The organism is Hydrogenophaga intermedia (assembly GCF_000723405.1).
GTDB lineage: Bacteria > Pseudomonadota > Gammaproteobacteria > Burkholderiales > Burkholderiaceae_C > Hydrogenophaga > Hydrogenophaga intermedia.
Map to the genome: position 1 here is coordinate 34766 of NZ_CCAE010000006.1, position 22974 is coordinate 57739.

Annotated in this window: 25 protein-coding genes; 5 read left to right on the forward strand and 20 right to left on the reverse strand. The window is 69.1% G+C overall.

Features of this window, described 5'->3' with window-relative positions:
• Nucleotides 1–28: 28 nt before the first annotated feature.
• Genes BN948_RS05835 through BN948_RS05850 form a run of 4 tightly spaced genes read right to left on the reverse strand, consistent with a single transcriptional unit; the run spans nt 29 to nt 2923 of the window.
• Nucleotides 29–556: a DinB family protein gene (locus tag BN948_RS05835; RefSeq protein WP_009516640.1), complete on the reverse strand. Its 528-nt coding sequence runs from the start codon at nt 554–556 to the stop codon at nt 29–31.
• Nucleotides 544–945, reverse strand: a complete 402-nt coding sequence (gene vapC / locus BN948_RS05840) for a type II toxin-antitoxin system VapC family toxin (protein ID WP_009516639.1) — start codon at nt 943–945, stop codon at nt 544–546. Before vapC ends, BN948_RS05835 begins: the two co-directional genes overlap by 13 nt.
• Complete coding sequence (locus BN948_RS05845; protein ID WP_009516638.1) at nt 942–1271, reverse strand: type II toxin-antitoxin system VapB family antitoxin; 330 nt, start codon at nt 1269–1271, stop codon at nt 942–944. The genes vapC and BN948_RS05845 overlap by 4 nt, the downstream gene beginning before the upstream one ends.
• 44 nt (nt 1272–1315) lie before the next feature.
• Nucleotides 1316–2923, reverse strand: a complete 1608-nt coding sequence (locus BN948_RS05850) for a carboxyl transferase domain-containing protein (RefSeq protein ID WP_009516637.1) — start codon at nt 2921–2923, stop codon at nt 1316–1318.
• A 68-nt stretch (nt 2924–2991) separates the two neighbouring features.
• Between BN948_RS05850 and BN948_RS05855 the strand changes: the two genes are divergently transcribed.
• Genes BN948_RS05855 through BN948_RS05865 form a run of 3 tightly spaced genes read left to right on the forward strand, consistent with a single transcriptional unit; the run spans nt 2992 to nt 5919 of the window.
• A complete protein-coding gene (locus BN948_RS05855; protein WP_009516636.1) occupies nt 2992–4065 on the forward strand; it encodes an AraC family transcriptional regulator in 1074 nt (357 codons plus the stop codon).
• 58 nt (nt 4066–4123) lie between these two features.
• Nucleotides 4124–4804 (forward strand): Fe2+-dependent dioxygenase, encoded by a 681-nt coding sequence (locus BN948_RS05860; protein ID WP_009516635.1) that lies wholly within the window; start codon nt 4124–4126, stop codon nt 4802–4804.
• The gene (locus BN948_RS05865; protein ID WP_035620840.1) at nt 4804–5919 is read left to right on the forward strand and encodes an alpha-hydroxy acid oxidase; all 1116 of its coding nucleotides are present in this window, start codon (nt 4804–4806) and stop codon (nt 5917–5919) included. Before BN948_RS05860 ends, BN948_RS05865 begins: the two co-directional genes overlap by 1 nt.
• Nucleotides 5920–5929: 10 nt before the next feature.
• Here BN948_RS05865 and BN948_RS05870 read toward each other — a convergent pair whose 3' ends face one another.
• Nucleotides 5930–6571: an HAD family hydrolase gene (locus BN948_RS05870; RefSeq protein ID WP_009516633.1), complete on the reverse strand. Its 642-nt coding sequence runs from the start codon at nt 6569–6571 to the stop codon at nt 5930–5932.
• Nucleotides 6568–6969, reverse strand: coding sequence for a YchJ family protein (locus tag BN948_RS05875; RefSeq protein ID WP_009516632.1), 402 nt, complete (start codon nt 6967–6969; stop codon nt 6568–6570). The genes BN948_RS05870 and BN948_RS05875 overlap by 4 nt, the downstream gene beginning before the upstream one ends.
• 98 nt (nt 6970–7067) lie before the next feature.
• Between BN948_RS05875 and BN948_RS05880 the strand changes: the two genes are divergently transcribed.
• The gene (locus BN948_RS05880; protein ID WP_009516631.1) at nt 7068–7772 is read left to right on the forward strand and encodes a glutathione binding-like protein; all 705 of its coding nucleotides are present in this window, start codon (nt 7068–7070) and stop codon (nt 7770–7772) included.
• 100 nt (nt 7773–7872) lie between these two features.
• Here the strand turns inward: BN948_RS05880 and BN948_RS05885 are convergent, their stop codons facing one another.
• From BN948_RS05885 to BN948_RS05930, 10 genes are all read right to left on the reverse strand, one after another.
• Nucleotides 7873–9336: a TrkH family potassium uptake protein gene (locus BN948_RS05885; RefSeq protein ID WP_009516630.1), complete on the reverse strand. Its 1464-nt coding sequence runs from the start codon at nt 9334–9336 to the stop codon at nt 7873–7875.
• Nucleotides 9337–9348: 12 nt separating this feature from the next.
• Nucleotides 9349–10740 (reverse strand): Trk system potassium transporter TrkA, encoded by a 1392-nt coding sequence (gene trkA / locus BN948_RS05890; RefSeq protein ID WP_009516628.1) that lies wholly within the window; start codon nt 10738–10740, stop codon nt 9349–9351.
• 121 nt (nt 10741–10861) lie between these two features.
• Complete coding sequence (locus BN948_RS05895) at nt 10862–11992, reverse strand: acyl-CoA dehydrogenase family protein (RefSeq protein WP_009516627.1); 1131 nt, start codon at nt 11990–11992, stop codon at nt 10862–10864.
• 1 nt (nt 11993) lies between these two features.
• On the reverse strand, nt 11994–12626 hold the full coding sequence (locus BN948_RS05900) for a pyridoxamine 5'-phosphate oxidase family protein (RefSeq protein ID WP_009516626.1): 633 nt from the start codon (nt 12624–12626) through the stop codon (nt 11994–11996).
• A gap of 14 nt (nt 12627–12640) precedes the next feature.
• The gene (locus tag BN948_RS05905; RefSeq protein ID WP_009516625.1) at nt 12641–13309 is read right to left on the reverse strand and encodes an SDR family oxidoreductase; all 669 of its coding nucleotides are present in this window, start codon (nt 13307–13309) and stop codon (nt 12641–12643) included.
• Between the two features lie 10 nt (nt 13310–13319).
• Nucleotides 13320–14501 carry an acetyl-CoA C-acyltransferase gene (locus tag BN948_RS05910; RefSeq protein ID WP_009516624.1) on the reverse strand — a complete coding sequence of 394 codons (1182 nt, stop codon included), beginning with the start codon at nt 14499–14501 and terminating at the stop codon, nt 13320–13322.
• A gap of 31 nt (nt 14502–14532) precedes the next feature.
• Nucleotides 14533–15189, reverse strand: coding sequence for a carbonate dehydratase (gene can, locus BN948_RS05915; RefSeq protein WP_009516623.1), 657 nt, complete (start codon nt 15187–15189; stop codon nt 14533–14535).
• A 37-nt stretch (nt 15190–15226) separates the two neighbouring features.
• Complete coding sequence (locus BN948_RS05920) at nt 15227–16408, reverse strand: isovaleryl-CoA dehydrogenase (protein WP_009516622.1); 1182 nt, start codon at nt 16406–16408, stop codon at nt 15227–15229.
• 32 nt (nt 16409–16440) lie between these two features.
• On the reverse strand, nt 16441–16899 hold the full coding sequence (locus BN948_RS05925) for a PaaI family thioesterase (protein ID WP_009516621.1): 459 nt from the start codon (nt 16897–16899) through the stop codon (nt 16441–16443).
• A gap of 13 nt (nt 16900–16912) precedes the next feature.
• Complete coding sequence (locus BN948_RS05930; protein ID WP_009516620.1) at nt 16913–17317, reverse strand: MerR family transcriptional regulator; 405 nt, start codon at nt 17315–17317, stop codon at nt 16913–16915.
• 135 nt (nt 17318–17452) lie between these two features.
• Here BN948_RS05930 and BN948_RS05935 point away from each other — a divergent pair, with 135 nt between their 5' ends.
• On the forward strand, nt 17453–18607 hold the full coding sequence (locus BN948_RS05935; protein ID WP_009516618.1) for an MBL fold metallo-hydrolase: 1155 nt from the start codon (nt 17453–17455) through the stop codon (nt 18605–18607).
• Here the strand turns inward: BN948_RS05935 and BN948_RS05940 are convergent.
• The 4 genes from BN948_RS05940 to glyS are packed head-to-tail and all read right to left on the reverse strand — an operon-like array spanning nt 18594 to nt 22965.
• Nucleotides 18594–19490 (reverse strand): M48 family metallopeptidase, encoded by an 897-nt coding sequence (locus tag BN948_RS05940; RefSeq protein ID WP_009516617.1) that lies wholly within the window; start codon nt 19488–19490, stop codon nt 18594–18596. The two genes, BN948_RS05935 and BN948_RS05940, sit on opposite strands and share 14 nt — an antisense overlap.
• 7 nt (nt 19491–19497) lie before the next feature.
• A complete protein-coding gene (locus tag BN948_RS05945; RefSeq protein ID WP_009516616.1) occupies nt 19498–20241 on the reverse strand; it encodes a lysophospholipid acyltransferase family protein in 744 nt (247 codons plus the stop codon).
• 11 nt (nt 20242–20252) lie between these two features.
• Nucleotides 20253–20831: a D-glycero-beta-D-manno-heptose 1,7-bisphosphate 7-phosphatase gene (gmhB, locus tag BN948_RS05950; RefSeq protein ID WP_009516615.1), complete on the reverse strand. Its 579-nt coding sequence runs from the start codon at nt 20829–20831 to the stop codon at nt 20253–20255.
• A 7-nt stretch (nt 20832–20838) separates the two neighbouring features.
• A complete protein-coding gene (gene glyS / locus BN948_RS05955; RefSeq protein WP_009516614.1) occupies nt 20839–22965 on the reverse strand; it encodes a glycine--tRNA ligase subunit beta in 2127 nt (708 codons plus the stop codon).
• Nucleotides 22966–22974: the final 9 nt, after the last annotated feature.

Consider the following 22974-nt stretch of genomic DNA (forward strand, 5'->3'; position numbering starts at 1 on the left):
GGGCTTGTCTCCGTTGAGGGTGCCGGCTTCAGCCGGTCTGGGCTTCCTGCATCTGCAGGAAGTACACGAGGTCCAGTTCAGGGCCAGGTTGCCCGAGCAAGGTGAGCGCCGCGGTGATCTGCCCGCGGTGGTGCGTGGCGTGGTTGAACACATGGGCCAGGGTCGGCGCGAACGGCAGGTCCACCACGGCGCCCGTCATTCGGGTGTAGCGGATGCGGCCATCGAAGCGCTCGGCGGGCCAGGCCGAGATGGCGGCTTCCCAGGCCATCGCGCCATCCAGCACCGCCTGCGCGAGCCGCGCGCGGTCGGGCTCGGCCTCCATGTCCAGCTTGAGCGCGGGCGATTCGCCGTGCGCGAAGCGGCGGAACCACAGCAAGGTCTCGCCCACCAGCAGGTGGTTCAGCGTGCCGTGCACGCTTTTGAAGAACAGGCCGACGTCGCGGCGGTAGGCCTCGTCGCTCAAGGGCGCCACTGCGTCCAGCAGGCGCCGCGTGGCCCAGGCGTGGTAGCGCGCGAACGTGAGGAAGTGTCCGCGCCAGGGGCTCATTGCGGCCATGTGTCCAGGCCTCCCAGGTCCTTGAGCGACTCGAAGTCGGCGTCTCGGTGCAGCAGCACGTGACCGTGCGTCATGCAGTAGCTCGCCAGCAGGATGTCGATGGGGCTGCGCACGGTGCGGCCGGCCGCACGCAGGCGGCGGTAGCGTTCGGCGGCCTGCAGCGCGTTCTGCGCACCGCCGATCTCCACCTGTGGCAAGGCGCCCATCAGCGCCTGGGCCTCCCGCATCAGGCGGCCTTCGCGGAACCCGCGCATCACTTCGAACAGGACGAGGTCAGGCATGCCGACTTCGCGGCTGGAATCCCCCAGGCATTGCGTCAGCACCAGTGACGGCGCGCTGTGCCCGCCCCGGAAGAAGTCGATCCAGACGCTGGAATCCACCAGGATCATGAGCGCTTGCTCCGTGCGCGGGCCGAGGCCTTGCCTGGCTTCGCCGGTTGGGCCTTGCCTGCAGAGGCGGCCTTGCCAGGTGTGGCATAGGGCGCCACCGGCTCCTGCACCATGAGCGTGGTTGCGCCCTCTTCACGGGCCTGCGCCCAGCCCTCGTCGGAGTCGTCCCATTGGAGCTTGCCGCGCAAGGCCAACAAGCCGTCGTACACCTTGCGGCGGCGCACGAGACGCAAGCCTTCTTCAACCGCCTCCTTCTTGGTCTTGAAACCGCCCGCCTCCATGGCCGCGGCCATCAAGTCGTCGTCGATGTCGATGTTCGTTCGCATGAGAACCACCCCTGAATGTGTATGAAACGCTCAAATCATACACATCACATGCGGAACACACCAAACTTCGGCTCGCCGATCGGCGCGTTGAGCGTGGCCGACATCGCCAGCGCCAGCACGCGGCGCGTGTCGGCGGGGTCGATGACGCCGTCGTCCCACAGGCGCGCGCTGGAAAAATACGGGTGCGACTGGTGCGCGAACTGGTCGAGCAGCGGCTGCTTGAACTTCGCTTCCTCCTCCGCGCTCCACGAACCACCCTTGGCCTCGATGCCGTCGCGCTTGACGGTGGCCAGCACGCTCGCCGCCTGCTCGCCACCCATGACGCTGATGCGCGCGTTGGGCCACATCCAGAGGAAGCGCGGGCTGTAGGCGCGGCCGCACATGCCGTAGTTGCCCGCGCCGTAGCTGCCGCCGATGATGATGGTGAACTTGGGCACCTGCACGGTGGCCACGGCCGTCACCATCTTGGCGCCGTGGCGCGCGATGCCTTCGCTCTCGTACTTGCGGCCCACCATGAAGCCGGTGATGTTCTGCAGGAACAGCAGAGGCACCTTGCGCTGACCGCACAGCTCGATGAAGTGCGCGCCCTTCTGCGCGCTTTCGGAGAACAGCACGCCGTTGTTGGCGACGATGCCGATGGGCATGCCTTCGATGTGCGCGAAGCCGCAGACCAGGGTGGCGCCGAAGCGCGCCTTGAACTCGTGGAACTCGGAGCCGTCCACCAGGCGCGCGATGATCTCGCGCACATCGTAGGGTTTGCGCACGTCGGTGGGGATGACGCCGTACATCTCTTCGGCGGCGTACTTCGGCGCGCGCGGCTCGATGAGCGCCTGCGCCACTGCCTTGCGGTGGTTGAGCGTGGCCACGGCCTGGCGCGCCAGCGCGATGGCGTGCGCGTCGTTCTGCGCCAGGTGATCGGCCACGCCAGAGAGGCGCGTGTGCACGTCGCCGCCGCCCAGGTCCTCGGCGCTCACGATCTCGCCGATGGCGGCCTTCACCAGCGGCGGGCCGCCCAGGAAGATGGTGCCCTGGTTCTTGACGATGATGGTCTCGTCGCTCATGGCGGGCACGTAGGCGCCACCGGCGGTGCACGAGCCCATGACCACCGCGATCTGCGCGATGCCCTGCGCGCTCATGTTGGCCTGGTTGTAGAAGATGCGGCCGAAGTGATCGCGGTCGGGGAAGACCTCGTCCTGGTTGGGCAGGTTGGCGCCGCCCGAGTCCACCAGGTAGATGCACGGCAGCTGGTTCTGCATCGCCACCTCCTGCGCGCGCAGGTGCTTCTTCACCGTCATGGGGTAGTAGGTGCCGCCCTTCACGGTGGCGTCGTTGCAGACGATCAGGCAGTCGACCCCGCTCACGCGGCCAACGCCGGCGATCAGGCCCGCGCAGGGCGCGTCGCCGTGGTACATGCCGTGCGCAGCCAGGGGCGCGAGTTCCAGGAAGGGGGTGCCGGGGTCCAGCAGCATCTGCACGCGGTCGCGCGGCAGCAGCTTGCCGCGCTTGACGTGCTTGGCGCGAGCGGCCTCGCCACCGCCTTGCGCGGCCTTGGCGAGCTGGACCTTCAGGTCCTCCACCTGGGCGCGCATGGCCTCGGCGTTGGCCTGGAAATCGGCCGATCGGGGGTTGAGCTTGGTCTCCAGGATGGTCATGGCCGGTCTCGTCTTGTGTGGGCGAACGAGGGGGGAGGGTACACCCGGGATGTACCGGGCCGGGCGCCATGGCGGTTGCAAATCGCGCCACGCCGGGAGCGCGGTGGCACACTCCACCGGTGCCCATCGACCACCCCGATCTGCTGCAAGGCCCCGCCCTCACGCCCATGGCGCTGATCAAGGCCATGGCGCTGGCCTATCGGGCGCGCGGCATGGACCCGTCGCACGCGCTCGCGCAGGCACAAATTCCGCCAGCTCGTCTGAACGATCCCCGAGCGCGCATCACCGCCGCGCAGATGGAGGCCGTGTCCTATGCGGCCATGCGCGAGCTCGACGACGAAGCGCTGGGCTGCTTCGAACGCGCCCTGCCCTGGGGCAGCTACGGGCTGCTGGCGCGCGCCTCGCTGTCCGCGCCCACGCTGGGCGTGGCGCTCAAGCGCTGGTGCCGCCACCACGGGCTGCTCGCCAACGCCATCGCCTTGGGCGTGGAGACGAGCGGCGAGCGTGCCGAGATCGTGCTGCGCCTGCGCCGCGACCCGGGCCCGCTCACCGAGTTGTGCGTGGTCTCGGTGCTGCGCAACATACATGGCCTGGCAGCCTGGTTCGTGGATTCGCGCATTCCGCTGCTGGAGGCGCGCTTTCCCTACGCGCCGCCGACGCACGTCGAGGCCTACCCGGTGCTGTTCGACGCGCCCGCGCGCTTCGACGCCGACGAGGGCGCCATCGCCTTCGACGCGCGCTACCTGGCGCTGCCGCTGCGCCGCGACGAAACGGCCATGACGCAGTTGCTGCAGCGCGCGCTGCCGCTCACGGTGCGCTCCTACCGGCGCGACCGCCTGCTGGTGCAGCGCGTGCGCCAACTGCTGGCCAGCCAACCGCTGGACACCCACAACGCCGACGACCTGGCGGCCCTGCTGCACACCTCGGCCCGCACGCTGCACCGGCAACTGAAGGAAGAAGGCGCCAGCCTGCAAGCGCTGAAGGACGAGGTGCGGCGCGAGCGCGCGAGCCAGTGGCTGCTGCGCACCGACCGACCGATCAAGCAGGTGGCCGAGGCCGCGGGGTTCCGCAACGAGAAGAGCTTCATCCGCGCGTTCCGGGCGTGGACCGGGCAGTCCCCCGGGGAGTGGCGGCGGCGCTAGCGAGACCGCCGCCAAAGCCGGTCACAATCGGGAATCGTTCTCATTTAACTGCCGACCCATGATGCTGCGCGTTCCCCAGGTGCTGTCGCCCGAGCAGGTGCGCCAGTGCCGTCAGTTGCTGGAGGCCGCCGACTGGAGCGATGGCCGCGCCACCGCTGGCCACCTGGCCGCCAAGGTCAAGGACAACCAGCAGCTCGGTGACGACCAGCCCGCCGCGCGGCAGGTGGGCGACCTGATCCTGCAGGCCCTGGGTCAGCACCCACTCTTCATGTCGGCCGCGCTGCCGCTGAAGGTCTTGCCCCCGCGCTTCAACCGATACCAGGGGGGCGGCCAGTACGGCGCGCACGTGGACGCGGCCATCTTCAGCGTGCCGGGCACGCCGCACCGCATCCGCAGCGACCTGTCGGCCACCCTGTTCTTCAGCGAGCCGAACGAGTACGAAGGCGGCGAGCTGACCGTGCAGGACAGCTTCGGCCAGCACAGCGCCAAGCTGGCGGCGGGCGACCTGGTGCTCTACCCCGGCACCAGCCTGCACCACGTCACGCCGGTCACGCGCGGCGTGCGGCTGGCGTCGTTTTTCTGGATCCAGAGCCTGGTGCGCGACGACAGCCAGCGCGCGCTGATGCTCGAGCTCGACACCGCGATCCAGCAACTCGCGCGCGACGCACCCGGGCACCCGTCGCTGGACAAACTCACCGGCGTGTACCACAACCTGCTGCGGCAATGGGCGAACACCTGATGCCGAACGAGCACAAGCCGCCGCTGGCGCGCATCCCGCCCGAGGTGGCCGCCGTCAGCGACTACGAGCCGCTGGCGCGCGAGCGCATGACACAGGCCGCCTGGTCCTGGCTGCAGGGCGGCGCGGCCGACGAGATCACGGTGCGCGAGAACCAGGCCGCTTTCCAGCGCCTGCGCCTGGCCCCGCGGGTCCTGGCCGACCTGGCCGGCGGCCACACGCGGCTCACGCTGCTCGGCCAGTCCTTCGACCACCCGGTCTTCGTGGCCCCCGTGGCCTACCAGCAGTTGGCGCACCCCGACGGCGAGATGGCCACCGTGCTCGCGGCCTCGGCCCTGGGGGCGGGGATGGTGGTGAGCACCCAGGCCGGCCTGCCGCTGGAAGGCCTGGCGCGCCAGGCGAAGGCGCCGCTGTGGTTCCAGCTTTACGTGCAGCACGACCGCGGCTTCACCCGCGAACTGGTGCACCGCGTGGAAGCGGCCGGCTACCGCGCCCTGGTGGTGACGGTGGACGCCCCGGTGAGCGGCGCGCGCAATCGCGAGCAGCGCGCCGGCTTCGCGCTGCCGTCGGGGCTGAGCGCGGTGAACCTGCGCGGCGCGGCACAACTGCCGCCGCACACCGCGCCGCCGGGCACGCCGCCCCTGTTCGGCAGCCCGCTGGTGGAGACCGCCCTCACCTGGCGCGACATCGCCTGGCTGCGCCAGCAGACCGTGCTGCCCATCGTGCTCAAGGGCGTGCTTGCGCCCGAGGACGCCGTGCGCGCGGCCGATGAAGGCCTGGCGGGCGTGGTCGTCTCCAACCACGGCGGTCGCGTGCTCGACACCGTGCCCGCCACCATCGACGCCCTGCCCGCCATCGCGCGCGCCGTGAGCGGTCGCCTGCCGCTGCTGCTCGACGGCGGCATCCGCCGCGGCACCGACGTGTTCAAGGCCCTGGCCCTGGGCGCCTCGGCCGTGCTGGTGGGCCGGCCCGTGGTGCACGCCCTGGCCGCCGCCGGCGCGCCGGGCGTGGCGCACGTGCTGCAGTTGCTGCGCGCGGAGCTGGAGATGGCGATGGCGCTGACGGGCTGCCGCACGCTGGCGGAGATCGATCAGAGCCGCATCTGGCGCGGGGGCTGAGCCGCGAGCCTCAGAGCCGCAACTCGCGCATGTGGTGGAACACGCGCGCCACCGGCAGGCCGTCGAACGCGCGCCCATGGCCCTGCGTGCAGAAGCCCCACACCGTGGCACCCGCGGCCAGCCCGGCCTGCGCGCCGGGCGCGGTGTCTTCGATCACCAGGCAACGCGTCGGGTCCACCCCCAGGTGCGCGGCAGCGGCCAGGTAGACGTCGGGCGCGGGTTTGGAGCGCGGCAGGTCGTGGCCGCTGAAGATGGCGTCGCCGAAGAAGCGGGACAGGCCCACCTTGTCGAGCTGCATCACCACCTTGGCCCGGTCCGCGCCCGAGGCACAGGCGATGCGCCCCTTGGTGTGTGCGTGCAGGTGCGCCACCGCGTCGTGCACGCCTTCGATGGCATTCAGCTCGGCCATGAGGCGGGTGTTGCGGCGCGCATAGAACGCCTGCAGCCAGGCATCGGTGAAGGGCTTGCCGGTCTCGGTCTCGATGCGTTCGCGCAGGTCGCGCACGGCGCGGCCGATGAAGAGACGCTCGCAGTCTTCGCGGCTGATCGCCCAGCCGGCCTCGATGAGCGATTCGCGCAGCACGCCGTTGGTGATGGGCTCGCTGTCGACGAGCACGCCGTCGCAGTCAAACAAGACGGCCTCGAAATTCATGCGCGATCCTTTGTGATGAAGTCGCCGTCCACATAGAACCAGTGCCCGCCCTCGCGCACGAAACGGCTGCGTTCGTGCAGGCGGGTCGCGCGCCCCGCCACGCGCGAGCGAGCGACGAACTCCACCTCGGCGTGGTCGGCGTCGATCGCGCGGTGCGCGCGCACGTCCAGGCCCAGCCACTTCACACCGGGCTCCAGATCCAGCGACGCCGGCCGCGTGCTGGCGTGCCAGGTGGCCAGCAGGTGCGACGCGTCCCCACGCACGAAGGCGCTGTAGCGCGAGCGCATGAGCGATTCGGCGTCGGGGGCGGGGGCGCCAGTGCCAAGGAAGCGGCCACAGCAGGCGTCAAAGGCGGGGCCGCGCCCGCAGGGGCAGGGCGCGCTGGTGGAGGTGGGCATCGGTGCTCGCAAGGGAGAGCGGATTATCGATGTCCCTGCAAACCCTGGGGCCACGCGGGGCGTGGCCGCACAATGCGCGCCACACCGCAGGAGAAACCATGAGCGCTCTCGACAGCTTCCCCATCACGAAGAAGTGGCCCGCCCGCTACCCCGACCGCCTGCAGCTCTATTCGCTGCCCACGCCCAACGGCGTGAAAGCCTCCATTGCCCTGGAGGAAACCGGCCTGCCCTACGAGGCGCACCTGGTCCGCTTCGACACCAACGACCAGTTCTCGCCCGAGTTTCTCTCGCTCAACCCGAACAACAAGATCCCCGCGCTCATCGACCCGAACGGCCCCGATGGCAAACCGCTGGCGCTGTGGGAATCGGGCGCGATGCTGGTGTATCTGGCCAGCAAGACGGGCCAGCTGATGCCCACCGGCACCAGCGAGCGCTACGAAACCCTGCAGTGGCTGATGTTCCAGATGGGCGGCATCGGCCCCATGTTCGGCCAGCTCGGCTTCTTCCACAAGTTCGCCGGCAAGGACTACGAGGACAAGCGCCCGCGCGAGCGCTACGTGAACGAGAGCAAGCGCCTGCTGGCCGTGCTGAACCAGCACCTCAAGGGCCGACGCTGGATCATGGGTGACCAGTACACCATCGCCGACATCGCCACCTTCCCCTGGGTGCGCAACCTCGTGGGCTTCTATGGCGCGCGCGAGATCGTGGGCTTTGACGAATTCCCCGAGGTCCAGCGCGTGCTCGACGCCTTCGTGGCGCGCCCCGCCGTGCAACGCGGCCTAACCATCCCCGCCCGCGATTGAAATGACTTGACCCAGAGACACCAAGGAACCGGCTTCGCCGGGCCTTAGGTGTCGTCCCCCCTTCCAGGGGGGAAGCCGCGCAGCGGCGCAGGGGGGTCCTCTACTTTCTCCAGAACTGGCCGGTGAAGAGGACGAGCACGGTCAAAAACTCCAGCCGGCCCAGCACCATCGCGAAGCTCAGCACCCAGATCTGGCCGTCGTTCAACACGCCGTAGTTGCTCGACGGCCCCACCAGGCCCAGGCCGGGGCCGATGTTGTTGACGGTGGCGATGACGGCCGAGAACGCGGTGACGACGTCCAGGCCGCTCAGCAGCAGCGCCATGGTCAGGCCGACGGTGGCCGCGCCGTAGATCAGCATGAAGCCAAACACCGCGTTCATCACCTGCGGTGGCACCACACCGCCGGCCAGTGTGACCGGATTGACCACACGCGGGTGGATGATGCGCACCAGCTCGCGCCGCGCCTGCTTGATCAGAAGCACCATGCGAACCATCTTGATGCCACCGCCCGTGGAGCCCGCGCAGGATGCGAAGCAGCCCAGGAAGATGAGCAGCACCGGCGCGAACACCGGCCATTGGGCGTAGTCGGCCGACGCGTATCCGGTCGTGGTGGCCACCGACACAACGTGAAAGGCCGCACTGCGCAAGGCGGTGCCCACGTCTGTGTACACCCCGTGCACCAGCAGCAGCAAGGTCACCACGGCGATGGCCGAGGCCAGCACCATCAGGTAGGTCCGGATCTCGCGGTCGCCGATGATGGGGCGCAGCGAGCGGCGCTTGATCATCACGAAGTAGCGCAGGAAGCTGATGCCCGCCATGGTCATGAACGCGGTGGCCACCCACTCCACGCGCGCCGAATCGAAATGTCCGATGCTGGCGTCGTAGGGCGAGAGTCCGCCCAGGCCCATGGTGGTGCACATGTGCATGAATGCGTCGGCCCAGCTCATGCCGGCCCAGCGGTACGCCAACATGCAGGCCCCCGCGAAGAACGCGTACACGCCCCACAGGCCGCGCGCCGTCTCGGCGATGCGGGGGGTGAATTTGGTGTCTTTCATCGGGCCCGGCGTTTCGGCGCGGTAGAGCTGCATGCCACCCAGGCCCAGCAGCGGCAGCACGGCCACCACCAGCAGCATGATGCCCAGGCCGCCAATGAGCTGCAGGAAGCAGCGCCAGACGTTGATGGACACGGGCAGCAAGTCCAGCCCCGAGATGGCCGTGGCGCCTGTGGCGGTGAGTGCGCTCATGGCCTCGAAGTAGGCTTTGCTCAGGCTCAGCTCGGGCACCGCGTAGTACAGCGGCGCCGCCGCGTAGGCAGGCAGCACCAGCCACACCAGGTTCACCAGCAGGAAGCCGTCGCGCGGCAGCAGCTCGCGGCGGTGATGGCGGGTGGCCAGCGACAGCAGCCAGCCACTGAGCACGGCCGCCGCGAAGCCGAAGGCCCAGATCAGCACGTGGTGCTCCTGATCGAGAAACCAGGCCCAGGCCATGGGCACCAGGAAGGCCGGCGAGAAGGCCAGCAGCACGCGCGAGAAGACCGAGAGAACGGGGAGCCAGAGGGATTGCATGGGACCCGGCGCTCAGCCGAAGAAGGTGGCACTCACCTGGAAGAGCTTTTCCACCTCGCGCACCAGGCGCTTGTGCGGAATGAAGAGGATGAGATGGTCACCGTCTTCGACGAGCAGGTCGTGGTGCGGCATCAGCACCTCCGAGTTGCGGCCTTCGCCTCGCACCAGCGCGCCGATGCGCGCGCCCTTGGGCAGCTTGATCTCTTCGATGCGCCGCCCCACCAGTTTGCTGGTCTTCACGTCGCCGCGCGCGATCCCCTCGAACGCCTCGGCCGCGCCGCGGCGCAGGCTGTGCACGGCCGCCACGTCGCCGCGACGGATGTGGGTGAGCAACTCGCCGATGACCGCCTGCGAGGGCGAGATCGCGATGTCGATGGTGCTGCCCTGCATCATGTCGGCGTAGGCGCGGCGGTTGATGAGCGCCATGACGCGCCCCGCACCCAGGCGCTTGGCCAGCATGGCCGACATGATGTTGTCCTCGTCGTCGCTGGTGAGCGCCAGGAACATGTCCATCTGGCCGACGTTCTCCTCCTCCAGCAAGTCCTCGTCGGCGCCATCGCCCTGCAGGATCAGCATGCTGGACGGCAGTTGGCTCGCCAGGTACTCGCAGCGCTTCTTGTCGCGCTCGAGGATCTTCACCTCGCACTGGCCCGCCAGGCTGCGCGCCAGACGCAGCCCCACCTTGCCGCCGCCCGCGATCATCACACGCTGCACCGGCTTGTCGATGTTGTGGATGGCCGAGAGCACCTCGCGGATCTTGTCGGTGTCGGCCAGCACGAAGATCTCGTCACCCGCGAGGATGCGCGTGGAGGGCGTGGCCTCCATCTCGGTGTCGAGCCGGTAGAGCGCGACCACGCGCATCTCGCAACGGGTGTAGCGCTCGCGGAATTCGCCGATGGTGTGGCCCACGAGCGACCCGCCGTGGTTGGCACGCACCGCGATCAGACTGGCGCGGCCGCCGGCGAACTCCAGCACCTGCAGGGCCTCGGGGTAGCTGATGAGCTGGCGGATGTAGCCCGTGACCGATTCTTCGGGGCACAGCACGTGGCTGACGGAGAAGCCGGTCTGCGAGAGCAGTTCGTCGCCTTCGGCGAACTCGGGCGAGCGAAGGCGCGCAATGGTGGTGGGCACATTGAAAACGTCGTGCGCCACTTTGCAGACCACGAGATTGGTCTCGTCCATCGCGGCGCAGGCGATGACCATGTCGGCGTCCTTGGCTCCAGCGTCGCGCAACACCGAGGGCTGGATGCCGTTGCCCACCACGCCGCGCAGATCGAGCCGGTCCTCGAGCTCGCGCAGGCGGGCCGGGTCCAGGTCGATGACGGTGATGTCGTTTTGCTCGGAGACCAGGCTCTCGGCCACGCTCTCACCCACACGGCCGGCCCCGAGGACGATGATGTTCATGTGGAAATGGTACCCCCCGCGCCGCCTGCGGCGTCACCCCCCAGGGGGCGATGCCTGCGGACCGGCGGAGCCGGATCCGCGGCATCCTCGATCGGGCCCGTGCGCCGGAGGCATCGTCGACTCAAGCCAATGCGCGCTGGATCAGGATCTTCTGAACGTCCGAGGTGCCCTCGTAGATCTGGCACACGCGCACGTCGCGCCAGATGCGCTCGACCGGGAAGTCGTTCACGTAGCCGTAGCCGCCGTGGACCTGGATGGCGTCGCTGCACACCTTCTCCGCCATCTCGCTGGCGAACAGCTTGGCCATGGCGGCCTCCTTCAGGCAGGGCCGGCCGGCGTCGCGCAGCGCCGCCGCGTGGTGGGTGAGCGCTCGCGCCGCCTCGACCTGCGTCGCCATTTCGGCCAGGCGAAAACCCACCGCCTGGTGGTTGAAGATGGGCTGGCCGAAGCTCTCGCGCTGCTTCGCATACGCGAGCGCGCATTCGAAAGCGCTGCGCGCCATGCCGATGCTTTGCGCGGCGATGCCGATGCGCCCACCCTCCAGTGCCGACAACGCGATCCTGTAGCCCTCGCCCTCCGCGCCTATCAGGTTTTCGGCCGGGATGCGGCAGTTCTCGAAGTTGATCTGAGCGGTGTCGCTGCTGTGCTGGCCCACCTTGTCCTCCAGCCGTGCGACCACATAGCCCGGCGTGTCGGTGGGCACCACGAAGGCGCTCATGCCGCGCTTGCCCGCAGCCTTGTCGGTGACCGCGATCACGATGGCAAGCTGGCCGTTTTTGCCGCTGGTGATGAACTGCTTGACGCCGTTGAGCACGTAGTCGCCCCCCTGCTTCACGGCGGTGGTGCGCAGAGCGGAGGCATCGGAGCCCACGTGCGGTTCGGTGAGGCAGAACACGCCCAGCATCTGCCCGGCCGCGAGCGGGCGCAACCAGCGCTCTTGCTGTTGCGGACTGCCGTAGCGCATGAGGATGGCGTTGACGGGGCAATTGGTCACGCTGATGGCCGTGCTGGTCCCGCCGTCGCCGGCCGCGATCTCTTCCAGCACAACGGCCAGCGTCACATAGTCCATGCCGGCACCGCCCAGCGATTCGGGCACGCAGATGCCGTAGGCACCGAGTTCGGCCAGACCGCGGTGCACGTCTTTCGGGAAGTGGTGCTCCTTGTCCCACTTCGGGGCGTGGGGCCAGAGCTCGGCCTGGGCGAAGGCGCGCACGGCCTCGCGGACGGCTTCCTGGTCGGGGGTCAACAGCATGTCATTCCTTCTCGGGGCTTCGTTCCTGGGCGAGCTGCGCGAGGTAACGCGCGCGCATGGCCTCCTGGGTTTCGGTGGGCGCGGCGAGCCCCATCTGGTCGCTGATCATCTGGTTCATGGTCGGCAGCGCGCCGCGCGCGGGCCAGCCCGCCGGCTCCCACAACCGCGAGCGCATGAAGGCCTTGGCGCAGTGCAGGTAAACCTCGCTCGCCAGGAGCTCGATCACCAGTCGGGGCCGCTGGCGCTCCTGAGCGAAGCGGTCCACGAACTCCGGCTCGTCGCGCAGGCGCGCGCGGCCATTGATGCGCAGCGTCTCTTCCACGCCGGGCACCAGGAAGATCAGCGACACGCGCGGATCGGCGATCAGGTTCTCCAGCGTGTCGAGCCGGTTGTTGCCGCCCGAGTCGGGCAGCAGCAGGGTGTGCTCGTCGAGCACCTTCACGAAGCCCGCCTCGCCGCCGCGCGGCGAGGCGTCGAGCAGGCGGCCGTTGGCGCCGCCACTGGCGAGCACGCAGAAGGGCGAGAGCGCGATGAAGCGGCGGGCGTGCGCGTCGATGCGCGACAGCTGCTTGCGGCGCGCGCGTTCGCCCGGGGCGGCGTAGAGATCGCGCAACTGCTCGAGGGTCTGGATCATGGATGGCTCCGGACTCACCAGCCGTCGAACGGCCGGCCGTCGTGGTCGATGAAGGTGCCGCCCTCCCGGGGCGTGAGGCGCGCGAGAGTGCGGCGCATGTCCGCCACGCTGCGCTCGGGCGAAAGCGGGGCCGAGGCCCCACCCATGTCGGTCTGCACCCAGCCGGGCGAGATGGCGACGAGGATGGCCTCGGGGTAGTCGTGCTGGGCCGAGGCCACCGCCATGTTCAACGCGGCCTTGCTCGCGCGGTAGACCCAGCCGCGGCTGTCGGACACGCCCGCGATCTGCGCCATGGCGCTGGACAGGAAGGCAAAGCGCCCGCGCGCGGCCTCCACCAGAGGGGCCACCTGCGGAATCACCTGCATGGCGCCCAGCAGGTTGACGTGCATGGCCTGGTCGAAGGCCTCGCGTGTGGGTGGCGACGCGGCGCTGCCCTGCGGGAACACACCGGCCACGTACAGGGCCACGTCGAGCTTCTCGCCGTCGAGTTGCCAGGCCAGGCCGCTCACGCTGGCGGGCTCGGCCACGTCCACGCGCAGCGCCTCGGCGCCAAGGTCTCGCAGGCGCGCGAGGCCGGCGTCGTCCCGTGCGGTCGCGATGACGCGGTCACCGGCTTCGCGGTACTGGCCCACGAATTCGAGGCCGATGCCGCGCGAGGCGCCGATGACGAGGACCGTGGCCACGTGCTGTCGATCAGATCAGTTCAATCGCCATCGCCGTGGCTTCGCCACCACCAATGCACAGCGTGGCCACGCCACGCTTGCCGCCGCGCGCCTGCAGCGCGTGGATGAGCGTGACCAGGATGCGCGCGCCGCTGGCGCCGATGGGGTGACCCAGGGCGCAGGCGCCGCCGTTGACGTTGAGCTTGTCGTGCGACACCTTGAGCTCGGCCATCAGGGCCATGGGCACCACGGCGAAGGCCTCGTTCACCTCCCACAGGTCCACGTCCTCCACTTTCCAGCCGATGTTGGCCAGCAACTTCTGCGTGGCGTACACGGGCGCGGTGGTGAACCAGTTGGGTTCCTGCGCGTGAATGGTGTGGCCCACGATGCGCGCGATGGGCTTCGCACCCAGCTTCTTCGCGGTGGATTCCTTGGCCAGCACCAGCGCGGCCGCGCCGTCGTTGATGGAGGAGCTGGAGGCCGCCGTGATGGTGCCGTCCTTCTTGAACGCGGGCTTGAGCGCCGGGATCTTGTCGAGCTTGATCTTGCCCGGGCCTTCGTCGATGGAGACCACGCGCTCGCCGCTGCGGTCCTTCACGGTGACGGGGGTGATCTCTTTCGCGAAAGCACCGTTGTCGGTGGCGGCCTTGGCACGCGACACCGACGCGGTGGCGAAGGCGTCCTGCTGCTCACGCGTGAACTGGTACTTCGCGGCGCAGTCCTCGCCGAAGGTGCCCATGCTGCGACCGGGCTCGTAGGCGTCTTCCAGGCCGTCGAGCATCATGTGGTCGTAGATCTTGTCGTGGCCCATGCGGTAGCCGCCGCGGCCCTTTTGCAGCAGGTAGGGCGCGTTGGTCATGCTTTCCATGCCACCGGACACCATCACCTGCGCGCTGCCGGCCATGAGCATGTCGTGCGCCAGCATGGTGGCCTTCATGCCAGAACCGCACATCTTGGACAGCGTGACCGCGCCGGTGGACAGCGGCAGCCCGCCCTTGAGCGCGGCCTGGCGCGCGGGGGCCTGGCCCTGGCCCGCCATCAGGCAGTTGCCGAACAGCACCTCGTCGACGCTTTTCGGATCGACGCCGCTGCGTTCAACCGCGGCCTTGATGGCGGCGCCGCCGAGGTCGTGCGCGGCCAGCGCGGTGAAGTCGCCCTGGAAGGCGCCCATGGGCGTGCGCGCGGCACCGAGAATGACAATGGGGTCGGACATGGAGTGCTCCTGGTTCTGAGAGGGTTCGGGTTCAGCGCTGGCGCGTGCCGACCTCGGCCACGGCCTTGCGGTAGGCCTGGTCCACGTCGTCGTTGCCGCGCACGGTCATGAAGAGGTCCTGGACCAGGCCATCCTTCAGGCCGTAGACCCAGCCGTGCAGGACGACCGCTTGGCCACGCTCCCAGGCGGCCTGCAGGACGGTTGTCTGCGCCACGTTGACGACCTGCTCGATGGCGTTGAGTTCGCACAGCGCGTCGTGGCGTTGCGCCTCGGGCAAGGCGCCCAGCAGGCCGATGTGCTTGTCGCGCACGTCCTTGATGTGGCGCAGCCAGTTGTCGGCCAGGCCCACGCGGGTGTCGCGCAGCGCGGCCAGCACGCCGCCGCAGCCGTAGTGGCCCACCACCATGAGGTGCTCGACCTTGAGCACGTCCACCGCGTACTGCACAGTGGACAGGCAGTTGAGGTCGGTCGGCACCACGACGTTGGCCACGTTGCGGTGCACGAACACCTCGCCCGGGTCCAGGCCGGTGATCTGGTTGGCGGGCACGCGGCTGTCGGAGCAGCCGATCCACATGTAGCGGGGGCTCTGCTGCTGAGAGAGCTTGGTGAAAAAGCCGGGGCGTTCGGCCTCGATCTGTGCCGCCCAGCGCCGGTTGTGTTCCAGCAGGTGTTGAAGGTCGTCGCTCATGGGGAGAGATTGTCGTGGCCCTCGCGGACCGGGTGGCTTACATGGTTTCCGCGAACAGCTCGCGGCCGATCAGCATGCGGCGTATCTCGCTGGTGCCGGCACCGATCTCGTAGAGCTTGGCGTCACGCCAGAGGCGACCCAGCGGGTATTCGTTGATGTAGCCGTTGCCGCCGAAGATCTGCACGCCCTCGCCGGCCATCCAGGTGGCCTTCTCGGCCGTCCACAGGATGACGGACGCGCAGTCCTTGCGCACCTGGCGTACGTGTTCGCTGCCCAGCATGTCCAGGTTCTTGGCCACGGTGTAGGCGAAGCTGCGCGCGGCCTGCAGCACGGTGTACATGTCGGCCACCTTGCCCTGGATGAGCTGGAACTCGCCGATGCTCTGGCCGAACTGCTTGCGATCGTGGATGTAGGGCACCACGTTGTCCATGACGGACTGCATGATGCCCAGCGGCCCACCCGTGAGCACGGCGCGCTCGTAGTCCAGCCCGCTCATCAGCACCTTGGCGCCCTGGTTGAGGCCGCCCAGGATGTTCTCGGCGGGCACCTCGACGTTCTGGAATACCAGCTCGCCGGTGTGACTGCCGCGCATGCCCAGCTTGTCGAGCTTCTGCGCGATGCTGAAGCCTTTCATGCCTTTTTCGATGAGGAAGGCGGTGACACCGCGCGCGCCCATCTCGGGCTCGGTCTTGGCGTAGACAACCAAGGTGTCGGCGTCGGGCCCGTTGGTGATCCACATCTTGCTGCCGTTGAGCAGGTAGTGGCCGCCCTTGTCCTCGGCCTTGAGCTTCATGCTGATCACGTCGGAGCCCGCGCCGGGCTCGCTCATGGCGAGCGCGCCCACGTGCTCGCCGCTGATGAGCTTGGGCAGGTACTTCTGACGCTGCGCGTCGTTGCCGTTGCGCTTGATCTGGTTGACGCAGAGGTTGGAGTGCGCGCCGTAGCTCAGGCCCACCGACGCGCTGGCGCGGCTGATCTCTTCCATGGCGACCATGTGCGCCAGATAGCCCATGTTGGCGCCGCCGTAGGCCTCGGGCACGGTGATACCGAGCACGCCGAGCTCGCCCATCTTGCGCCACAGGTCCATGGGGAACTGGTCGCTGCGGTCGATTTCGGCCGCGCGCGGCGCGATCTCGGCCTGCGCGAAATCGCGCACGGCGTCGCGCAGGGCGTCGATGTCGTCGCCGAGCTGGAAGTTCAGGCCGGGCAATGAGGTCATGGGGTGTCTCCTGGTGTCGATGGTGTGGGGGTTCAGCCGCGCACGTTCTCGCGGCCGAGCACGGCCATGAGGGTGCAACCCATGGTGGCGACGAGCTTTTCCTTGCCCTGGTGCAACGCATAGGCGTGACCTTCGGCCACGGTGACGGTGCGCCCGGGCTTGATCACGGTGCCGACCATGCGGAAGCCTTCGCCCTGCGCGGGGGCCAGCAGGTTGATCTTGAATTCGATGGTGAGCACGGCCGCGTCGGCCGGCATGAGCGAGAAGCCCGCGTAGCCGCAGGCCGAGTCGAGCGCGGTAGACACCATGCCCGCGTGCAGGAAGCCGTGCTGCTGGGTGAGGTGCGCAGCCCAGGGCAGCGTGATGACCACGCGGCCCGGCGCCACGTCGGCCAGCGTGGCGCCCAGCGTGTCCATGGCGGCCTGGCGCGTGAAGCTCTCGCGCACGCGCGACTCGAAGTTCGGGTCCTGGGGTTGAAAGTTGGTGCTCATGGAGGTCACGGGGTCAGGCACTCTTGCGGTCGATGCGGGTGAGCAGGGCGCGCGCTTCCTTCTCGTGCACCTTCACCTCGTCGAGGTTGGCCACGAGATCGGCCATCTGCTCCTCGAGCTGGCGGCGGTGGTCGGCGAGCACGGCCAGGAACTTGCGCAACTGCGGCCCGGTGTCGCGCGGGCTGTCGTACATGTCGATGATGTCCTTGGCCTCGGTGAGCGACAGGCCCAGGCGCTTGGCGCGCAGCGTGAGTTTGAGGCGGGTGCGGTCGCGCGCGCTGTAGACGCGATTGCGCCCGCCCGGGCCCTCGCGCAGCGGTTGCAGCAAGCCCATGTCCTCGTAGAAGCGGATGGCGCGCGTGGTCAGGTCGAACTCGCGCGCCAGATCGCTGATGGTGTAGGTGGGGTTGGTGGCCATGTGCCAGTGCGTGCCGGTGTCGGGTGGCGGACAGGGAATCGGGTGGCAACTCCGTAGAATGCCCTCTTCTTGACGTTTACGTCAACGTCAATTCGACGCGCATCTTAATCCAGGCTTCCGCCCCACGTAGTTCCCATGAGCCTTACCCGCGATCAACTCGAAGCCCGTCTGCACTATCCCCTGGGCAACGCCCTGCCCGAGCCCGGGCGCGCCCTGGAAGTGGCCCCGGGAGTGAAGTGGATCCGCATGGTGCTGCCGTTCGCGCTGGACCACATCAACCTCTGGTTGCTGCGCGACACGCTGGACGGTCGCGAGGGATGGACGGTGGTGGACTGCTGCATTGCGCGTGACGAGGCCAAGGCGCAGTGGGAACAGGTGTTCCAGAACGAGCTCGACGGCCTGCCCGTGCTGCGCGTGATCGTGACCCACATGCACCCGGACCACATCGGCCTGGCGCACTGGCTGTGCGAAAGGTGGAGCGGCCGTGGCGCCGGGCCGCCCCAAGCCACGGCCAGCCCCCTCGGGGGGCAGCGACACGGCGAAGCCGCGAGCGTGGGGGCGCATGAATGCCGGCTGTGGATCAGCGCCACCGACTACGTGATGGCGCGCCTGGGCACGCAAACCACCACCGGCTTCGGCGGCGACGCGGCGGCGGCCTACTTCGCCAGCCACGGCCTCCTGGACCCCGAGAGCGTGGGCAAGGTGCGGGCGCGCGCGGGCTATTACCCGAGCCTGGTGCCGGCCGTGCCCGCGCAATCGCGCCGGCTGCTCGATGGCCTGGTCGTTCGCATCGGCGACCACGACTGGCGCTGCATCAGCGGCTATGGCCACGCGCCGGAGCACATCGCCCTGTGGTGCGAGGCACTGAACGTGCTGATCAGCGGCGACATGATCCTGCCGCGCATCTCCACCAACGTGAGCGTGTACGAGCAGGAGCCCGAGGCCGATTCCCTCAAGCTCTTTCTCGATTCGATCGACAAGTTCCTGCCGCTGCCGGCGGACGCGCTGGTGCTGCCCTCGCACGGCCGGCCGTTCAACGGCCTGCACGAGCGCATCCAGCAGTTGCACACGCACCACGAGGAGCGCCTGGCCGAGCTGACCGCGGCCTGCGGCGAGCAGCCGCTGAGCGCCTTCGACGCGCTGCCCGTGCTGTTCCAGCGCCAGCTGGATTTGCACCAGACCACCTTCGCCATGGGTGAGGCGGTGGCACACATGAACCGGCTGTGGCATGCGGGCACGCTGGCGCGCACGCGGGGCGACGACGGCGTCTGGCGCTTCAGCCTTCGGTGAAGGGCAGCGCCGCGTCCTTGAGGGCGCGGCGGCGCTCGGCGTGGTCGGGCATCACGCTGGCCACCACGTCCCAGAAGCGCGGGCTGTGGTCCATGTGGTGCAGGTGGCTCAGCTCGTGCACCACCACGTAGTCGATCATGTCCATCGACAGGTGGATGAGCCGCCAGTTGAGGCGGATGCGCCCGTCGGCGCTGGCGCTGCCCCAGCGCGTGTCGGCGTTGGAGAGGCTCAGCTTCGCCCATTGCACGCCCAGGCGCGGCGCGAAGAGGTCCAGTCTCTGCGTGAACACCGCGCGCGCGTGGCGCATGAGCCAGGCCTGCGCGGCGTCGCGGATCTGCGATTCGCTGGCGTGGCGCGGCAGGCCGATGCTCAGCGTGCGCGTGGCCGCGTCGAAAGCGCCGCCGCGACCCGAGAAGCCATGCGCCGGGTCGAGCACCAGGCGCGCGGCCTCGCCCAGCAGCGGCAGTTCGGCGCCGTCGGCCCAGCGGATGCGCGAGCTGGCCTGACGCTCGGCGCGCTCGCGCGCCTCGGCCAGCTTGTCGAGCACCCAGCCGGCCTTCTCCTGCAGCACGGCCTCGACGTCGCCCAGCGTGCTCCAGCGCGGCGCGCGCACGCTCAGGCCGTCGGTGCCCACGCTCAGGCCGATGGTGCGGCGTTTGCCGCGCAGGAACTCGTAGCCCACCTCGCAGCCGCGCAGGCGCACCAGACGGTTGGCGCGCGGGTGATGCCAGGTACCGGGCTGGAAGACCTCGGCCAGGGGCAGCGCGTGATCGGTGCCGACCGACACGGCGGGGGCCGATGGCGGTGCCACGGGCGCCTGGAGTGGCGGCTCCGGTTCGGCGGCGCCGAACAGATCGAACGCGAGTTGCACGAAGCCCCTCATGGTGATCTCAGCGATAGGCCTCGGGGTCCAGGCGCCGCATCTCGGCTTCGATCCAGGCCTCGACCTCGCGCATGAGTTCGTCGGCCTCGCGGCCTTGGCTGGGGATGGGCTTGCCGATGACGAAGTCGACCACGCCAGGGCGCTTGATGAAGGCCTTGCGCGGCCAGCACTTGGCCGAGCTCACGGCGATGGGGATCACCGGCGCGCCCGTGGCCACGGCCAGGCGCGTGCCACCGGTTTTGTACACACCCTTCTCGCCGCGCGGAATGCGCGTGCCCTCGGGGAACATGATCACCCAGGTGCCCTGGTCGAGCAGACGCTGGCCCTGTTCGACGACCTTGTTGAAGGCCTGCGTCCGTTTGCTGCGGTCGATGTGGATCATGTCCAGCCGGCCCATGGCCCAGCCGAAGAAGGGCACGTAGAGCAGTTCCTTCTTGAAGACATAGGCCAGCGGATGCGGCATCAGCGTGGGCATGGCAAAGGTCTCCCACGTGGACTGGTGCTTGAGCAGCAGCACGGCCGGGGCGGTGCTGCCCACGGGCAGGTTCTCCCACCCCGAGACGCGGTTGCGGATGCCCAGGATGAACGTGCCGCTGTGCACCGCCACGCGCAGCCAGTTCGCGCACATCCAGTACAGCGTGGTGCTGCTCACGAAGGGCGAGGCCGCGATGACCGCGAGCGCCCAGGGAATCACGGTGACCACCATCACCAGCAGATGCAGGACGGAGCGCAGGAAGTTGACGGCGATCATGCGGTGGGTGCTCAGGCGGGAAGCTTGGACGCGGGCGGAACCTGGGCCAGCAGCCAGTCGGCGAAGGCGCCCAGGTCGGCGTGCACCTGGGTGCCGGGTGGCAGGCCGGGAATGGCCACGGAAGATTGGCCACTGAGCGACGCCGACAGGCCGGTGAGCAGCAGGTGCGTGCTGCAGCCCGCCGCGGCGGCGGCCTGCACGTGGCGCAACGAGTTGCCGGCGGCGGGCACCTCGGTCATCGGCACGCCGAAGCGCGCGCCGATCTGGTGAAACAGTCCGGGCGCGGGCTTGCGGCAGCCGCAGGCGTCCTCGGGGGCGTGCGGGCAGATGAAGATGGCCTCCACGCGCGCGCCAGCGGCGGCCATCAGCCGGTGCATCTTGAGGTGGATGGCGTTGAGCGAGGCCATGTCGAACAGGCCCCGGCCGATGCCGGACTGGTTGGTGGCCAGCACCACGCGCCAGCCGCCGTGGTTGAGCCGGGCGACGGCCTCGAGCGCGCCGGGCAAGGGCTCCCACTCGTCCGGCGACGCGACCTTGTCGTCGCGGCCGCGGTTGAGCGTGCCGTCGCGGTCGAGGATGAGGAGTTTCATGCCGCGATCATGCCGCGAGTCGAGAGAGATCGGCCACGCGGTTCATCGCGCGGTGCAGTTGCCGCAGCAGGGCCAGGCGGTTGGCCTTGAGGGCGGGGTCGTTGGCGTTGACCATCACGCCGTCGAAGAAGGCGTCGACCGGCGCGCGCAGCGCGGCCAGGGCCTGCAGGCTGGCGGTGAAGTCGCCGGCCTCGAACTTCGCGTCGGCGCCGGGCACGGTGGCCTGCAGGGCATCGAACAGGGCCTTTTCGGCGGGCTCCTTGAGCAGGCCGGCGTCGATGGAGTCGCCGACGCCCTCGGACTTCTTGAGGATGTTGCCGATGCGCTTGTTGGCGGCGGCGAGCGCGGGGGCTTCGGGCAGGGCCTGGAACTCGCGCACGGCGGCCAGTCGGCGCGGCACCGTGGACCACAGACCCAGTTGCTGCGCGTACAGCGCCGCATCGACCTCGGCTGCGGAATAGCCGCCGTCCTTGAGGTATCCCTTGAGGCGTTCGACAAGGAATTCGTCGAGCGGCACGACGGTGTCTTGCAGACGGCCAGCCGGGAACACCGAGAAGGCCAGGCGCGTGAGCTCATGGAACTGCAGCGGCAAAGCGCCTTCGATGAGCATGCGCGCCACGCCCAACGCGTGTCGCCGAAGCGCGAACGGGTCCTTGTCGCCGGTGGGCAGGTTGCCGATGCCGAACATGCCCACGAGCGTTTCCAGCTTGTCGGCCAACGCCACCACGGTGCCGGCGGTGTTGCGCGGCAGCGCGTCGCCCGCGAAGCGCGGCTTGTAGTGGTCCTCGATGGCGAAAGCGATGTCCTCGCTCAGGCCGTCGTGGCGTGCGTAATAGCCCCCCATGACACCCTGCAGCTCGGGGAACTCGCCCACCATGTCGGTGAGCAGGTCGGTCTTGGCCAGGCGCGCGGCGGTGTCGGCCTGCTTCGCCAGCACATCGCCACCGAGCTGTTGGCCAATGGCCTTCGCGATGGCGCGCACGCGCTCCACGCGCTCGCCCTGCGTGCCGAGTTGGTTGTGATAGACCACCTTGCCCAGGCCCTCGACGCGCGATTCGAGCGTTTTCTTGCGGTCCTGGTCGAAGAAGAACTTGGCATCGGCCAGTCGCGGGCGCACCACGCGCTCGTTGCCGCCGATCACGGCGCTGGCGTCGGCGGGACTGATGTTGCTGACCACGAGGAACTTGTTGGTCAGGCGGCCGTGGGCGTCGAGCAGCGGGAAGTATTTCTGGTTGGCCTTCATCGTGAGGATGAGGCACTCCTGCGGCACGTCGAGGAACTGCTGTTCGAACTCGCAGACGAGCACCTTGGGGCGCTCGACCAGGGCGGTGACTTCGTCGAGCAGGGCCTCGTCGTCGATGGGCCGGCTGCCGCCGCCCACCGTCGCGGCAGCGGCCGCAAGCTGGCGCGCGATCTCGGCGCGGCGCTCGGTGAAGGAGGCGATGACGGCACCGTCCTTCGCGAGCGTGTCGGCGTACGCGTCGGCATGCGCGATACCGATCGGATCGACCGAAGCTTCGAAGCGGTGGCCGTGCGTGCGGTTACCGGCATCGAGGCCGAGCACCTTCACCGGCACCACGCTGGCGCCGTGCAGCGCCACCAGGCCGTGAGCGGGCCGCACGAATTGCACGCTGTCCCAGCCCGGCAGCTCGCAACCCGACTCGAGCTGATAGGTCATGACCTTGGGAATGGGCAGTTGCGCGATGGCTTCATCCAGCGCCTTCTGCAGGCCCGCCGCCAGCTCAACGCCGGGTGCGACGCTGTCGAAGAACAGGGCCTCGGCTTTGCCGTCCTGGGCGCGGCGCAGGCCGGCCACGGCAGAGGCGTCGGCGCCCAGCCCGGCCAGGCGCTTGAGCAGCGCGGGTGTGGGCTGGCCGCTGGCGTCCAGACCCACGGACACGGGCATGAGCTTCTGAGACACGGGTTTGTCGGCGCCTTTGGCCAGTACGCCCACCACGTGCGCGGCCAGGCGGCGCGGCGAGGCATAGGCGGTCACGCCCGCGTTGGCCGGCGCCAGGCCTTGCGATTTGAGGCCATTGGCCAGCCCGGTGGCAAAAGCCTCGCCAAGTTTCTTGAGCGCCTTGGGCGGCAGTTCCTCGACGAAGAGTTCGACGAGCAGGTTCTGTGCGGACATCGTTGTTCT